At 55.6% G+C, this 16,274-nt stretch carries 12 protein-coding genes; 4 read left to right on the forward strand and 8 right to left on the reverse strand.

Going from position 1 to position 16,274, the window contains the following annotated elements; all coding sequences use genetic code 11:
- Positions 1-11: 11 nt before the first annotated feature.
- From EXZ61_RS11970 to EXZ61_RS11995, 6 genes are all read right to left on the reverse strand, one after another.
- On the reverse strand, positions 12-3,599 hold the full coding sequence (locus EXZ61_RS11970; RefSeq protein ID WP_142811989.1) for a response regulator: 3,588 nt from the start codon (positions 3,597-3,599) through the stop codon (positions 12-14).
- Between the two features lie 19 nt (positions 3,600-3,618).
- Positions 3,619-4,755 carry an FIST signal transduction protein gene (locus EXZ61_RS11975; RefSeq protein ID WP_142811990.1) on the reverse strand — a complete coding sequence of 379 codons (1,137 nt, stop codon included), beginning with the start codon at positions 4,753-4,755 and terminating at the stop codon, positions 3,619-3,621.
- Between the two features lie 112 nt (positions 4,756-4,867).
- Positions 4,868-6,436, reverse strand: coding sequence for a malonate--CoA ligase (locus EXZ61_RS11980; protein WP_142811991.1), 1,569 nt, complete (start codon positions 6,434-6,436; stop codon positions 4,868-4,870).
- A gap of 52 nt (positions 6,437-6,488) precedes the next feature.
- Positions 6,489-7,301 (reverse strand): enoyl-CoA hydratase/isomerase family protein, encoded by an 813-nt coding sequence (locus EXZ61_RS11985; protein WP_142811992.1) that lies wholly within the window; start codon positions 7,299-7,301, stop codon positions 6,489-6,491.
- Between the two features lie 125 nt (positions 7,302-7,426).
- Positions 7,427-8,278, reverse strand: coding sequence for a prolipoprotein diacylglyceryl transferase (lgt, locus tag EXZ61_RS11990; RefSeq protein WP_142811993.1), 852 nt, complete (start codon positions 8,276-8,278; stop codon positions 7,427-7,429).
- Positions 8,279-8,352: 74 nt separating this feature from the next.
- Positions 8,353-9,279, reverse strand: a complete 927-nt coding sequence (locus EXZ61_RS11995; RefSeq protein ID WP_142811994.1) for a LysR family transcriptional regulator — start codon at positions 9,277-9,279, stop codon at positions 8,353-8,355.
- Positions 9,280-9,380: 101 nt separating this feature from the next.
- Here EXZ61_RS11995 and ilvD point away from each other — a divergent pair, with 101 nt between their 5' ends.
- On the forward strand, positions 9,381-11,075 hold the full coding sequence (gene ilvD, locus EXZ61_RS12000; RefSeq protein ID WP_142811995.1) for a dihydroxy-acid dehydratase: 1,695 nt from the start codon (positions 9,381-9,383) through the stop codon (positions 11,073-11,075).
- A 98-nt stretch (positions 11,076-11,173) separates the two neighbouring features.
- Here ilvD and EXZ61_RS12005 read toward each other — a convergent pair whose 3' ends face one another.
- Entirely contained in the window at positions 11,174-11,419 is a 246-nt protein-coding gene (locus tag EXZ61_RS12005) for a TIGR04438 family Trp-rich protein (protein WP_142811996.1), read from the reverse strand.
- 93 nt (positions 11,420-11,512) lie between these two features.
- Here EXZ61_RS12005 and EXZ61_RS12010 point away from each other — a divergent pair, with 93 nt between their 5' ends.
- Positions 11,513-11,824 carry a c-type cytochrome gene (locus tag EXZ61_RS12010; protein WP_142811997.1) on the forward strand — a complete coding sequence of 104 codons (312 nt, stop codon included), beginning with the start codon at positions 11,513-11,515 and terminating at the stop codon, positions 11,822-11,824.
- 117 nt (positions 11,825-11,941) lie between these two features.
- Here EXZ61_RS12010 and acs read toward each other — a convergent pair whose 3' ends face one another.
- Positions 11,942-13,939, reverse strand: coding sequence for an acetate--CoA ligase (gene acs / locus EXZ61_RS12015; RefSeq protein ID WP_142811998.1), 1,998 nt, complete (start codon positions 13,937-13,939; stop codon positions 11,942-11,944).
- 155 nt (positions 13,940-14,094) lie between these two features.
- Between acs and EXZ61_RS12020 the strand changes: the two genes are divergently transcribed.
- Both EXZ61_RS12020 and EXZ61_RS12025 read left to right on the forward strand, forming a co-directional pair.
- Entirely contained in the window at positions 14,095-14,694 is a 600-nt protein-coding gene (locus EXZ61_RS12020; protein ID WP_142811999.1) for a TIGR00645 family protein, read from the forward strand.
- Positions 14,695-14,719: 25 nt separating this feature from the next.
- On the forward strand, positions 14,720-16,270 hold the full coding sequence (locus tag EXZ61_RS12025; protein WP_142812000.1) for a fumarate hydratase: 1,551 nt from the start codon (positions 14,720-14,722) through the stop codon (positions 16,268-16,270).
- Positions 16,271-16,274 lie beyond the last annotated feature (4 nt).

Genomic DNA, 16,274 nt, shown 5'->3' on the forward strand with positions numbered 1-16,274 from the left:
AGGCGCTAAGCCTACAGCAATCCGTGCTCACGCAAGACAAATATTAGCTGGGCAACCTCAGCCTTGAATTGAGGCAAATGCTCCGAGATAAGCACAACATCTTCTTGCGACGCATAGGTCTGTAAATCCGCCGCCAATTGACTGGCGGGCTCGGCACCAAACATCATGAAAGTGCCCTTCAATGCATGGACCGTAAAGAGAATCGTTTTAAAGTCTCCGGCAGCCAATGCCAACTCAATTTTTTCAATATCTAAGGGCCACTGCTCTAGAAACGGCTGCAAAACAATGTCAACCAACTCCATGTCTTGGGTTGACAATGCCTTTGCGTAGTCAAAGTGTTGCGGCCCATTGCTTAGATGCTTTGTGGCGTCCGCCCCCTCATAGGCCTCCACAGTTGAATCCGTAACCAGCTCCGTGTTTCCTTGCGCATGCAAATTGTCCAAGAGGAGTTTCAAATCGAGTGCCTTGATAGGTTTCGACAAGTAATCATCCATCCCAGCATCTAGACAGCGTTGCCGGTCGGAAGCCATTGCATTGGCCGTCATGGCGACAATTGGCGTACGCGGCCCTAGTTCGCTTGCCCTGAATCGGCGGGTAGCCTCCATGCCGTCCATCACAGGCATCATCATGTCCATGAGAATCACATCGAACTTGGTATGGGACAAAACATCTAGGGCGATCTGTCCATTGTCGGCAAGCTGCACATCATGGCCCCAGCGGCTAAGCAAAGACACCGCTAGCCGCTGATTGACTACATGGTCCTCCACCACCAGCACTTTTAAACGCACTTGGGAGTCCAACAACGAATGCCTGGTCAGCAGCTCTTGGGGTACGGTGGTATCCGCACCCAGCACACGCCATACCGCCAAGACGAGTTCATCTCTGGCAATCGGCTTGTTAAGGTAGCCCGCAATGCCGGCATTTTTGGCTCGGCTTGCGTCGCCTTTGATGCCAGCGCTCGACAGCATGATCATCGGGATCTGCGCAGCGTGTGGCAATAAAGACAGCTCTTGCGCAACTGCAAAGCCGTCCATTTCAGGCATTTGCGCATCGAGCAAAATAAGGTCAAAAGCTGGGTCTGGGGTTGTTTGCGCCAAAAGCGACAAAGCTGTGCCACCCGACGCTGCATCCACGACCAAAGCACCCGCGCCTTGCAACGCGTTGGTCAACACCCGGCGATTGACGTCATTGTCGTCAACCACCAATAGGCGCCGACCTTCCAAGTTTGGCGTGAATGCTAAGGGCTCGTCAGCGTGTGCCGGATGCGGATCAAGCGCCACCAAAACTTCCAAGTGAAAAACACTGCCTTTGCCTAACTCGCTTTCCGCCCAAATGCGCCCGCCCAAAGCCTGGGCCAAACGATCACAAATCGTAAGACCTAAGCCGGTACCACCATACTTGCGCGTCGTTGAGCTGTCTTCTTGGGAAAAGGCGTTAAAGATGCTGCCTAGCTTGTCTTGCGGTATTCCAATCCCGGTGTCACTCACGGTCATGTGCAGCAGACGGTCATTACTTGCGTTTAGGCGGCGAGCACCGTTCGTTGCCAAAGCCACACGCACCACAATCTCCCCGTGCTCGGTGAACTTAATGGCATTGCCGACCACGTTGAGCAAGATTTGGCGGATCCGCCCAGGATCCCCCAGCAGGTTCAATGGCACATCAGCGTCCACGTCGCATACCAACTCTAACCCTTTGCTCTGGGCGCGCAGGGCCAAGGATTTGAGGCTGTCGTTGACCGTACGGCCTAAATGAAACGGAATGTGCTCAATCAAAAGCTTGCCCGCCTCAATTTTGGAAAAATCGAGGATGTCGTTAATCACGACCAAAAGCGCTTCAGACGAGGACTGTACGATCCCTAAATACTCGCGCTGTTCATCGTCAAGGTCAGTGTCCATCAGCAACTCGGTCATACCCATGACACCGTTCATGGGGGTACGAATTTCGTGGCTCATATTGGCCAAGAAATCAGACTTGGCCCGGCTTGCGGACTCTGCGTCTTCCTTGGCTTTTTGTAGCTCCGCTGAAATGCGTTTGGCAACCGTGACATCGGTCAAGTAGCCATTCCATACCCCATTCGCTCTATCTTGAGGACTTGCATTGGCCTCACCATGCACCCATAGGGTTTCCTGGGTTTTGCGGTGAATGACACGAAAATCAATGCTCCAAGACCTAGCTTGTGCCTGAGACGACTCAATGGTTTGGAACACCATTTTTTTGTCTAGCGGGTGGATGCACCCCGTAAACGAGTCTGCATCCGCCACAACGTCTTCAGGTAAGACACCACAGATGCGTTCCATGCCATCACTCATGAAAGGAATCAAGAAACGCCCCTGCGCTGACAAGGTGTACTGAAACACTGCTGCGGGAATGTTCTGCGTGACGTTACGCAAGCGAAGATCGACGTCCTTGAGCACACTGACGTCTTGCCAAATTCCAGTGAACACGGTGCTCCCATCAGGCGCGAGGTCAGACTCTGGAATGATTTCACTACGAATCCAATGCACCGCGCCATCAGGCAAGCGCACACGATACTCGCCGCTCCATGCGGTGCGATTGGTGGCCGCCGCTAAAACCCCTGCGACCACCCGTGGGCGATCCTCGCCAACGATCTGTCGGGTTGTCAGTGATGGGTCCGCAAGCAAGGCTTCGCGTTGCAAGCCCAGCACCTCTTGAAGGCGCTCACTGATAAATGTAAATCGGTAGCTTGTTGCACTGACGTGCCACTGAAACACAACGCCTGGCACACTGTTGGTGATGTGGCGCAGCCTAGCCTCTGCGCCCTTGATCTTCGCCTCCATGCTCTTTCGCTCGGTAATGTCCGTGCGAATGGCAATGTACATATGGGGCTTACCGGTTTCGTCACTCAGTGGAACGATGGTTGCATTCACCCAATACAAATGGCCGGCCTTGGCACGGTTGCAGATCTCACCGTGCCAGACGCGGCCCTGGGTAATGGTTTCCCAGAGATTGGCAAAAAACGCCTGGTCCTGCACACCGGAATTGATCATGCGGTGGTTGCTATTGAGCAACTCCGCCCGGGAATACCCGCTGATCTCTATGAGCTTGTCGTTGGCATACACAATGTCGCCCACTGCGTTGGTAATGCTCACGATAGCGTGCTGGTCCAACGCAAACTTTTGGTGGGCCAAGTCGGTAAGTGCGGCTTGCAGGTCGCGTTGGCTCTCGTGCTTTTGCTGAAAGAGCTGACTCATCAAGGTCGAAAGATTCTCTAAGTCATCGTCCTGGGTTTGCAGGAGATCAGCATCGTCCACGTCCATAAGGCTTCGTGCTGTGTTCCGCAGGCTTTCAATGGCACGGTTGCGGCTGGCAATCTCTGCCCGCATCGTCTCGTTCTTTTGTGTGAGTTCAATCGAACTCAGCTCCAGACTGCGGGTTTTCAGGTCAAGATCGCGGTCGCTTTGTAGGTAGGCATCATCCACTCGTTGAAAAAAAGTGGCCAATCCACTGAGTAACTGCGCCGCCGCTGGGGACACCGCAGGCTGCTGGGCCAAGGCCTTAAGCTCTGCCAGTACCTCGGGCGCTTGCGCCTCTTCCACGCCCAATAGGCGCTTCATCTGGCGGGCCAGCAACTTGTGCATATACCTGCTAGCCTAGGTACTAGGCAGATTCGGATAAATAGGTGATCGTCATGGTTTGGTTATGCAATTTGCAATCAACCGATGGCGCAAACGGGCTTATCTCACCGTAGGAATAAAAGCCGGCCAAAGTCGCGCCGCGCCCAAACACCTCTCCCACGGCTTCGACCTCTTCGTCCACTCGCCCACCCATGACGAGTTTGCGGCCCACACAACTAACCAAGAGTGCCAAGCCGTCGTTGTCATTCGCGTGCATGGCTTGCGCGGCCTGTGCCGCTGACTCCGCCCCTTCAACCAAAGCATCGGTACTGGCATGCATGAGCTTCAAGTAGCCGTTGGGGTCAATGTCGCCCGCCAAGGTCAGGCTACCACTGGCTTCATCCACCGCCAATATCGTGCGAATGAGTCCTACGTCATTGTGGTCACTACCTAGCATGGCAAATGGGAACAGCAAGCCAGAGGCTGGCAGACCTTTGGCGTGGTCGCCAAGATACTTTTTGTAGACCTCTAGGGCGGACTCACCATCGAGTTCGTAAAGCACATTGTTGTCGCTTCGAGTGACCTTACGCGCTGGCCCAAAGGGTGACCATCCGCCAAAAGAACCATGGGAAAACTCAAGCTTCTCACCATACAACCCTACGCAGACCAAGCGATCGCTGCTCAGCCCCATATCGTCCAATACCCACGTCTTTGAAAAAGCGCCACCGTCGCCCGCCAGCCCACCGGTAATCGGCACATGCGCCCCAACGACAGATGCCAAGCCACCAATCACGGCACTCCCGTTAATGGCGACACCCTGACCGAAAATCAAAATGGCCCGCAAGCCTTCGATCTCCAAGCCTTGGGCTAAGCGCTGGCCAGCAGCAAATGAGTCAGCCATGTCCGCCAGGATAGCACTTACCTGCTCGACGCGCGTATGCTCAAACCGCAGCGCGGTGACCACCAAACTTCCATCCTCAACACCTTGTTGAGAAATTTCACCGGCGGTAGAACACCCCACCAAATGAGAATCTGCGAAAGCCGAGCTCAAGGCAGACGCCGCGCCGCGCAATGCGTCTACCGAACCAAAGGCAAAAACCAGCGTGGGCTGTAATGCTGTCAGGGTGGAGTAGTCGGTGGCCTCGTAGGCACTGCGAACGGTCAGTTGAGAGACTTTCACGGTTTCACTCCTTCGTCAAGCCGAGCGGTGGTGCAACTCATAATACCTGTGAACGCTGGGTTTGACCACCGCCAAAAATGCCCCCTGTTTTGCTGCGCAAGCCGCAGACGTGCTATGGGTTTAGGTATTGAGCGCGCAATAGGTTTTTTTGAACTTTGCCCATGGCGTTACGAGGCAATTCAGGCACCACATAGCAACGCTTAGGCACCTTGAAGTTGGCTAGCGTAGCCTTTAGCTGCCTGAGGATTGCAACGCCATCAATGGTCTCTCCGGTCTCAGGTACCAGCACGGCCACGCCCACTTCACCAAAGTCGGCATCAGGCACACCAATTACTGCACTCTCCAACACACCAGGCAAGGCGTTGATGAAGCCTTCCACTTCAGCTGGGTACACGTTGTAGCCGCCGCTGATGATGAGGTCTTTGCTGCGCCCCACAATCGTCACATAGCCGTCTGCGTCGATGCACCCTACATCGCCCGTTTTGAAAAAACCGTCGGCAGCAAACTCTTCCGCCGTTTTCTCAGGCATTTGCCAATAGCCTTGAAACACACTTGACCCACGAACTTGGATGTTGCCCACCTCACCCATGGCAACAGCTTGCCCCTTATCATCTACCACCCGCAGCTCTACGCCAGGCAATGCGGGGCCTACAGTGCCACCTCGTCTGGGTCCATCTGCAGCCTTGCAGGGGTTTGACGTCAGCATGGCTGTTTCTGACATGCCATAGCGCTCCAACACCTGGTGGCCAGTTCTTTGCTCCCATGCCTCAAAGGTATCGACCAACATGGGGGCTGACCCGGAGATGAACAAGCGCATGCCGCTCGCAAGCTGCCGAGTCAACCCAGGCTCGGCCAACAGCCGCGTGTACAGGGTAGGAACCCCCATAAAGACTGTCGCCTGCGGCAGTTTGCTGAGCACGACCTTGGGATCGAACTTACCCAACCAAATCATTTTGCTGCCGTTCAGTAAGGCGCCATGAATAGCGACAAACAGTCCATGCACATGAAATATCGGCAAGGCATGGATCAGCACATCCCCCCCATCTGCCCGGCCATGCCCGGGTGCTTGCCAGTCCCAATACGCCTGCAGGGTACGGGCGTTGCTGAGCAAGTTTCCATGGGTCAGCATGGCGCCTTTGCTACGACCCGTCGTACCACTGGTGTAGATGATGGCAGCCAGATCTCTGGGGGCACGCAGCACGGGCGTGTGCACCGCGGAGTGGCCCGCCGCCCGGTCGAGCAAAGACCCGGTGCGGTCGTCATTGAGCGTAAAGACGTACTGTGTGCCTGACACAAACGCCAGTTTGCTAATCCAGCCGAAGTTCACCGTGCTGCACACCACGACTGCTGGCTGAGCATTGCTAATGAAGTAGTCCATTTCCGCGCTTTGGTAGGCGGTGTTCAGCGGCACATAGACCAGCCCAGCTCGCAAAGTGGCAAGGTAGAGCACCATGGCCTCCACCGACTTCTCCACCTGCGCCACTAGCCTAGAACCTACCGGTAGCTCCAAAGATGCAAGCAAGTTGGCCACCATGGCGCTGGCCTGGTCCAAGTCTTGCCACGAGTAGTGCAAGCCAGTATCGGTCTCCACTGCGCACCGAGTACGGTCCTGGGGAAACGCAGAGCGTAAGGCGGCAAACAGATTGCTATCTTCGGTTGCGAGGGGTGGTGCAAGTGGCATATCAAATGAAAGCAGGTGAGAAGGTGTCACACGAAAGGCCAGCGAGGCGAGGTCAAAATGAAGGTGGGCGCTTTTCCAAGAAGGCCGCGATGCCTTCCCTGTGCTCAAAAGATCCCGCGTAGGCATATGTATCCACCGCATGATCCGATTCAAAATTCATAGCACACTCCACACTATCTACGGGCGGCAATGGCATATTCATGCTTCTCAACGTCCGTTTATTCATGCGTGCAGCAGCTGGCGCCAAACTGGCGATGCGCTGCGCCAGTGCGTCAACCTCGCCCTCCAGCCCGGGCTCAGGCAGGACGTAGGTCAGAAAGTCGCGCGCAAGCATGTGAGGTGCATCAAACACGGCTGCACTGAGCAGCATGGCTTTTGCGGTTGTATGGCCAACCGCCCCTGTCACCAGTGCCGCTTCCTTGGGAGCCATTGGAAAGCCTAAACGTGCAATAGGCGCACCAAACCTGGCGCTCTGCCCGGCTAATCGAATGTCGCAGCAGCTAGCGATTTCCAGCCCTGCCCCCATGCAGTTGCCTTCAATGTGCGCCACTAAGGGCACATCGCACTGCAGCATGGCATGCAGTGCGCCCCAGACCTCGTCTTCGTGGAACGCTCGCAATGCGACAGGGTCGAATCTAAAGCTGGGGTACTCCGATATGTCGCCGCCAGCACAAAAATGACCTTGCGCGCCACGCACCACCACGCAACGCAAGCCGTCGTCGCGCGCTATCGATTCAAAGCGTTGTCTCAACGCACGCCACATCTCGCGCGACATGGCGTTGAACTTACCCTCATGGTGCAAGATGAGGTGTGCAATACGGCGGTCAGCAGCGCCAGTTTCTTGGTAGTGGATATGGCCTGTCATAGCGAGGCGCTTACCTTAGGTGGGTGACATTGCATGCAGCGCGGCGTTCGCTACGTTTTTGATAGCTGGCTAAGCAGCATTGATGGGCGAAAAGCGCTTTTTTCTCTACATTCTCTATCCAGCAGTCACCCATTTTTCTTGCCTAACCATAGCCAAGCCAACAACCCGCCCAACACCATAGGCACACAGAGCCATTGGCCCATGCTCATTCCAAGGGACAGCAAGCCCAGGTGGGCGTCGGGTTCGCGGAAGTACTCCGCAATAAAGCGAAAGACCCCGTAACCGAACAAGAACGCTGCGGCGACTTGTCCTTGGCGAGGCCCCCGAACAGAACCCAATGGGGTACCCACTCCAGCGACTGGCTGTGCTCGGCGCGCGTACCACCACAACAGGCAAAACAAAAGCACGCCTTCCATCAAAAACTGGTAGATCTGAGAGGGGTGGCGTGGCACATCGCCTGCACCGCGGAACACCATAGCCCACGGCAAGCTAGGGTCGGCGACCCGCCCCCACAACTCGCCATTGATGAAGTTACCGATCCGTCCGCTTGCGAGCCCCGTAGGTACGCAAGGTGCCACAAAGTCAGCCACTTGCCAGAATGACCGTTTGCGCGAGTAGGCAAACCACACCATGGACACGATCACGCCTAACATGCCGCCGTGAAAACTCATACCGCCTTGCCAAACCGCAAAGATCTCCAGCGGATGCTCAAAATAGTACAAAGGCTTGTAGAACAAGCAGTAGCCCACTCTGCCACCGGCCACCACACCCAGCACGCCCAAGAACAAAATGTCTTCAACATCCTTGAAGGCCCATGCCCGGGGCCCAACTAGGCTGGCAAACGGCTGGTGCTTGAGCCGGCGATAGCCCAAAAACATAAACAAGGCAAATGCGACCAAATAGGTCAAACCATACCAATGCACGCTCACAGGGCCAAGGTGCAAGGCGACAGGGTCAATTTGTGGATGAATCAGCATGGCCATGATTGTGCACGCGCTAGTGCCCCACCTGCAAAGCAGGCACCTTAAAAGTCCAAGGCATTACGTTGCCGCTAAGCACCAAGCTTATGCAAGGATGCGCCCGGCGGCGCAAACTCCAGAAAACGCGATAGTACTGGGCTGCTATGTGGCCAGACCAAGCTGGTTTGGCACTGCGCCACGGCACCGACCACCTGCCGGTAGACAACGCCAGGGCGCTGAAACTGCCGCACACTCGCCGGCACCCATGCAACGCCCAAACCGGCCGACACCAAGTTCACAATGGTCTGCATCTGAATCGCCTCTTGGGCCACCGCAGGCAGAAGCCCTGCTGCGTGGTACATACCAAACACGGCGTCGTAGAGTGAGGGCACGATCCGCCTTGGGAACATGACCAGCGGCGTTGCAAGCATATCCGTCAGCTGTACGACAGGTGCTTGGGCCAGTGGATGCTGCTCGGGCATCGCCAAAACCAACGAGTCGGTGTTGAGGATGAGCCCCGCTAATCCCACCGGCGCAAAGCCTGGCGCATGCAACAAGAAACCCGCGTCAAACTCTCCGCGCTCCATACCTAGCAGCTGAACGTCGCCAGTAGCTTCGACCAACTCCAACTGCACCAGCGGGCAGGCTTGCCTGAACGCCATGACCCACTGAGGAAGCACATCAAACCCCACCGTCGAGACAAATGCCAACTTCAAACGCCCTGCACTGCCTTCTGCCGCCGAATGGGCGAGCGCTTGCAATTCGGTCGCCCGCTGTAACAAATCGATAGCATGCGGCAACAAGGTGCGCCCTGTGGCACTGAGCTGCACGCTGCGCTTGGAGCGATCAAACAAGCGAGCCCCCACAGTTGCTTCCAACTGGGCAATGGCATGCGTCAGCGGCGGCTGGGTCATACACAAACGTTGGGCCGCGCGGCCGAAGTGCAACTCCTCAGCCACAGCCACAAACTGGCGCCATGCACGCAAGTCGATGAGAGCGAGGCTTGGCGAGGTACTCATATGCAAAACATATTAATAGGCGTTAAAAAAGAGATTGGAGTCACATTATCAAGCCGGGCATACTTCGCACCATTGTCAACCCACGCCATTTAGGAAGCACCATGGACATCAAACCTGTCGTCATGAATCCCCGCAGCAAAAATATCACCGAGGGCAAGTCCCGGGCGCCTAACCGTTCCATGTACTACGGGATGGGCTACACGGCAGAGGACTTCGGCAAACCCATGGTGGGCGTGGCCAACGGCCATAGCACGATCACGCCGTGCAACAGCGGGTTGCAAAAGCTGGCTGATGCAGCCGTAGCAGGCATCTTGGATGCAGGCGGCAATGCACAAATTTTCGGCACACCCACCATTTCAGATGGCATGGCAATGGGCACCGAAGGCATGAAGTATTCACTGGTCAGCCGCGAAGTCATTTCAGACTGCGTGGAGACCTGCGTGCAAGGCCAATGGATGGACGGCGTGCTGGTCATCGGTGGCTGCGACAAAAACATGCCCGGCGGCCTGATGGGCATGTTGCGCGCCAACGTACCAGCGATTTATGTCTATGGTGGAACCATCCTGCCGGGTCACTACAAAGGCCAAGACCTGAACATCGTGAGCGTCTTTGAGGCCGTGGGCGAAAACGCCGCCGGCAAGCTCAGCGACGCCGACCTGACCGAAATTGAAAAACGCGCGATTCCTGGCACCGGCTCGTGTGGCGGCATGTATACGGCCAACACCATGTCGTCGGCCTTCGAAGCGTTGGGCATCTCTCTGCCTTACTCCAGCACCATGGCCAATGAGCACGACGAAAAAGTAAAGTCGGCACGCGAATCCGCACGGGTTTTGGTAGAGGCCATCAAGAAAGACATCAAGCCACGCGACATCGTGACGCGCAAGTCCATCGAGAACGCGGTAGCGGTCATCATGGCCACTGGCGGCTCCACGAACGCGGTGCTGCACTTTTTGGCCATCGCCCACTGCGCTGACGTGGAATGGACCATTGATGACTTTGAACGCATGCGTAAAAAGACTCCGGTGCTGTGCGATCTGAAGCCAAGCGGAAAGTCGCTGGCTGTCGAGTTGCATAAAGCAGGTGGCATCCCACAAGTGATGAAGATTTTGCTGAAAGCGGGCTTGCTCAACGGCGACTGCCTCACCATCACTGGCCAAACCATTGAAGAAGTGCTGAAAGACATTCCTGACGAGCCACCAGCCAATCAGACCGTGATTCGCCCGATTAACAACCCCATGTATGCACAAGGGCATCTGGCTATTCTCAAGGGCAACCTGAGCCCAGAGGGCTGCGTCGCAAAGATTACCGGCCTGAAACGCCCCGTGATGACAGGGCCTGCACGGGTTTTTGATGACGAACAGTCTGCCTTGGCTGCAATTTTGGCCAACAAAATTGTGGCCGGTGACGTCATGGTGCTGCGCTATCTGGGCCCCAAGGGCGGACCCGGCATGCCAGAAATGCTGGCACCTACCGGCGCGTTGGTAGGCCAAGGTTTGGGAGAATCCGTAGGACTAATTACCGATGGCCGCTTCTCTGGGGGCACATGGGGCATGGTCGTGGGACACGTGGCACCGGAAGCCGCAGCGGGCGGCAACATCGCTTTGATTGAAGAGAACGACTCCATCACCATCGATGCGCACCAGTTGCTGTTGCAAGTCAATGTGAGCGATGAAGTCTTGGCCAAGCGCCGTGCAGCATGGACACCCCCCAAACCCCGCTACACCCGTGGTGTTCAGGCGAAGTTTGCGTTCAATGCCTCCAGTGCAAGCAAAGGCGCCGTACTCGACAACTATTGAGCACTCGGAGACCCGAATGCCTCCCAAAAAAGCCAAGCCCTCAACGCTTGGCTTTTCGAAGCGATGGCGAGCGTTTCAACCGCAAAAGGCCGCAACGTTTACTTGCGCTTCTTTGCGTTGAGGTTCCCCATCGCTTCTTTGTTGCGGTCGATTCGAGATTGCTTCTTAGCTTGCTCCGCTTCCATCGCTTTGCGCTTGGTATAGCCCGACGAATCTGCCCAATACCACCACGCCGTTGCCAAACCAAACGGTGCAAGCACCAGCCACCAAGACCACAGCGCAACCGGCGCTACCTCCAAGTACTTAAGCAACAGCAAGACCACACCAATTCCAACCAAATACATAGTCACCTCGTTCTTTTTTGCGCCAATGCCTTAGAGTCAACCTCTGTTACTACAATCGCGTTGACATACTGTAAACCAACCCAAAGGCCATTCATGAACCGCTCTTTGATGACCGCCACACTTGGCGTAGCCGCGCTTCTCTCCACAGCCCCAGCCTTCGCTGATTTGGCCTTGGCCACCAGTAAAAATTGTATGACCTGCCATGCGGTGGACAAAAAACTGCTAGGTCCGTCGTACAAAGATGTAGCCGCCAAGTACAAAGGCGATAAGTCCGCAGCGGACAAATTGGCCAGCAAAATCTTGAAGGGTGGGAGTGGCGTCTGGGGTCAAGTACCAATGCCCGCCATGAATCAAGTCTCTGAAGCCGAGGCTAAGAAATTGGTGGGCTGGATTCTGAGCCAGTAAGCGATTGGGTGCATGCTCGACTGGCCAGGCAAGCGCTTGACTTTTGTTCGAACAACGCGACTCCGTAAAAAACCCCGCCAACGCGGGGTTTTTTACTTTCTACGCAGCAGGCTCTACTTAGTAGGTTTGCCCCAACTGGCTCAGGATGGCGGGATTTTCCAAGGTGGAGGTGTCTTGGGTAATCGTTTCTCCTTTGGCCAAGGAACGCAACAATCGGCGCATGATCTTGCCCGACCGAGTCTTGGGCAAGTTTTCACCAAATCGAATGTCTTTGGGTTTAGCAATAGGCCCAATTTCTTTGGCAACCCAGTCGCGCAACTCTTTGGCGATAGCTTTCGCCTCATCTCCACTAGGGCAAGGACGCTTGAGCACTACAAAGGCACAAATGGCCTCGCCAGTCACGTCATCAGGCCTGCCCACTACCGCAGCTTCTGCAACCAAGTCGGTCTTGGCCACCAAGGCGGACTCAATTTCCATGGTTCCCATGCGATGCCCTGAGACGTTGAGCACATCGTCAATCCGACCTGTGATGCGGAAATAAGCGCGATCCGCACTGCGAATGGCACCGTCACCCGCCAAATACAGCTTCCCTCCCATTTCCTCAGGGAAGTAGCTCTTCTTAAACCGCTCAGGGTCATTCCAAATCGTGCGAATCATGGAGGGCCAAGGACGCTTGACCACCAAAATGCCACCGGTGCCGTTGGGGATGTCGTTTCCGACCTCATCCACAATGGCGGCAATGATGCCAGGCAGTGGCAAGGTGCAACTACCGGGGACCAAGGGCGTTGCACCGGGCAATGGCGTCATCATGTGCCCGCCAGTTTCGGTTTGCCAGAAGGTATCTACGATCGGGCACTTTTCATGGCCCACATGCTTGTGGTACCACATCCACGCCTCTGGATTGATAGGCTCACCGACGGAGCCCAAGATGCGCAAGCTGCTGAGGTCAGAACGATCCGGGTGCACTTTTGCATCACCTTCTGCCGCCTTGATCAACGAGCGGATCGCTGTAGGCGCGGTGTAGAAGATAGAGCATTTGTGGCGCTCAATCATTTGCCAGAACCGCCCTGCGTTGGGGAAGGTGGGAATACCTTCAAAAATAATCTGCGTAGCGCCAGCCGCTAAGGGGCCATAGGCCACGTAGCTGTGCCCTGTGATCCAACCAATGTCGGCAGTGCACCAGAACACATCTTCAGGCTTAAGGTCAAAGGTCCAATCCATGGTTACTTTGGCCCACAACAGATAACCACCGGTGGAGTGCTGCACTCCTTTGGGTTTACCTGTGGAACCAGATGTGTACAAGATAAACAGCGGGTGTTCCGCCCCCACGGGCACTGGCGCGCAGTCTGCAGACTGCCCAGCCAAAACTTCCGAAAAAGTCTTGTCGCGACCCGCGAGCATTGGACAAGCAGTTGCGGTGCGTTGGTAGACAAAAACGGTCTTTACCGCTTCGCAACCGCCCAGCGCCATACCTTCATCCACAATGGCTTTAAGTGGCAACTCTTTGCCGCCTCGCATTTGGTAGTTGCTCGTGATGACCGCAACCGCACCCACGTCGATGATGCGCTCTTGCACAGCCTTGGCGGAAAAACCACCAAAAACCACGCTGTGTATGGCACCCAAACGCGCGCAAGCTTGCATCGCAATCACGCCTTCTAGCGTCATGGGCATATAAATCAATACCCGATCACCTTTTTGAATGCCATGGGCCTTCAAAGCGTTGGCAAACTGGCTTACCCGTGCCAGCAGTTCTTTGTAACTTGTTTTTGTGACGGTGCCGTCGTCCGCCTCAAAGATGACCGCGGTCTTGTTCTCTACCGCAGTCCCCATGTGCCTGTCCAAGCAGTTGGCGGAAGCATTGATCTCTCCATCCGCAAACCACTTATAAAACGGAGCCTGGGACTCATCCAGCGTTTGGGTGAATGGCTTGGTCCAGTTTAGATTCTCACGCGCCAAACGGGCCCAAAAACCTTCGAAGTCTTGTGCGGCCTCGGCACACAAGGCATCATACGCTGGCATCCCCGATACGCGCGCTGCTTTAACGAAGGCTTCACTGGGTGGGAAAACCCGATTCTCAACCAAGCCAGAAGTGATAGTGGACTGTTGTTCGCTCACGGTATGTCATCCTCATTTAGTTAATTAACTCAAACTTGCAGCACTGTCGAGCGTGGCACTTACAGGTCACTGACTGTAACTACGTTGAGCGCACAACCACTTTGCCCTCTGGTGCGCTGCACCTCTACAATTAAGCGATTCCAAAGACACTTTCTATGACCCAACCGACACCGAAATCTCCCGTGCGTTTACGCCCCCTTCCCGCCTTTATTTTTTCTAGTCGCTGGTTGCAACTCCCGCTTTACGTTGGGCTCATTGCAGCACAAGGCGTCTACGTGTTTCACTTTTGGGTTGAGCTTGTGCACTTGCTGGAAGCCGCATTTGGCAACCAAGCTGCTCTCCAGTCTCTCATAGCAAGCATTGGCTACAAGGAGACTACGACCACTGTGGCATTAAACGAAACGATCATCATGCTGGTGGTACTGGCTCTGATCGATGTGGTGATGATTTCTAACTTACTGATCATGGTTATTGTGGGTGGCTATGAGACTTTTGTAAGCCGCATGGACCTGGAGACGCACCCCGACCAACCCGAATGGTTGAGCCACGTGAATGCGTCCGTTTTGAAGGTCAAACTAGCTACCGCGATCATTGGAATTAGCTCCATCCATTTGCTAAAGACCTTCATCAATGCCGCGAACTACGATGAAAAAGTACTCATTGCACAAACCGCAATTCACATTACCTTCCTGTTGTCTGCCATGGCGATTGCCTACACTGACCGACTCATGAGTCGGCCTGCAGACGCCCATTAATCACAACAATCCGCGAGCCGCCACCATGACCAGCATTCACCAAAAAGACCTGATCGAGTCCGTATCCGCCGCGCTGCAGTACATCAGCTACTACCACCCTACTGACTACATCGCCCATCTGGCCCGTGCCTACGAGCGCGAGCAGAGCCCAGCTGCCAAAGACGCCATTGCCCAGATCCTGACCAACAGCAAGATGAGCGCCACCGGCCACCGACCTATCTGCCAAGACACCGGTATCGTGAACGTGTTCCTTAAAGTAGGCATGGATGTACGCTGGGAAGGGTTTACCGGCAGCTTGGACGACGCCATCAATGAAGGCGTACGCCAAGGCTACAACCACCCCGACAACACGCTGCGTGCTTCGGTGGTAGCCGATCCCGAGTTCCTGCGCAAAAACACCAAAGACAACACACCCGCTGTGATATTCACGGAGATCGTGCCCGGCAAGACCGTGGAAGTGACTGTCGCAGCCAAGGGCGGTGGCTCTGAAAACAAGAGCAAGATGATCATGCTCAACCCCGGCGATAGCGTGGTGGACTGGGTCCTGAAAACTGTACCCACCATGGGCGCTGGTTGGTGCCCGCCGGGCATGCTGGGTATCGGCATCGGTGGTACTGCGGAAAAGGCGGTGCTCATGGCCAAGGAAAGCCTGATGGACGACCTAGACATGTACGAACTGCAAGCCAAGTCGTCCCGCGGTGAAGCGCTGGACAAGGTGGAAGAAATGCGCCTTGAGTTGTACGAGAAGGTCAATGCTCTAGGCATAGGCGCACAAGGTCTGGGTGGCCTGACGACCGTGCTGGACGTGAAGATCAAGATGTACCCCACCCATGCCGCGAGCAAGCCTGTGGCCATGATCCCGAATTGCGCAGCCACCCGCCACGCGCACTTCGTGCTCGACGGCTCCGGCCCGGTGTATCTTGATCCGCCATCACTGGACCTGTGGCCCAACGTCAACTGGACACCCGACTACCAACTCAGCAAAAAAGTCGACCTGAATACTCTGACCAAAGAGGAAGTAGCCAGCTGGAAGCCAGGCCAGACCCTGCTCTTGAACGGCAAAATGCTGACCGGTCGCGACGCTGCGCACAAGCGCATCCAGGGCATGCTAGCCAAGGGTGAAAAACTGCCTGTGGACTTTACCAATCGCGTCATTTACTACGTGGGCCCCGTCGACCCTGTAGCCGGTGAAGCCGTTGGCCCCGCCGGCCCCACCACCGCGACCCGCATGGACGGCTTTACCGAAATGATGCTTGCGCAAACCGGCTTAATTTCCATGGTGGGCAAGGCTGAACGTGGGCCCGTCGCCATTGAAGCCATCAAAAAGCACAAGTCGGCATACCTCATGGCCGTGGGCGGCGCAGCTTATTTGGTCTCCAAAGCCATCAAACACGCCAAGGTGGTGGGCTTTGAAGACCTGGGCATGGAAGCGATTTACGAATTCGACGTGGTTGACATGCCTGTCACGGTGGCCGTGGACTCCGGTGGCACCAGCGCGCACATCACCGGCCCGGCAGAGTGGCAGAAGAAGATTGCTACCGGCGAATTCAAGAACATCCCGGTGACATCCCGCTAAGCCC

The organism is Rhodoferax aquaticus (genome assembly GCF_006974105.1).
In the GTDB taxonomy this organism is placed as follows: Bacteria; Pseudomonadota; Gammaproteobacteria; order Burkholderiales; family Burkholderiaceae_C; genus Allorhodoferax; species Allorhodoferax aquaticus_A.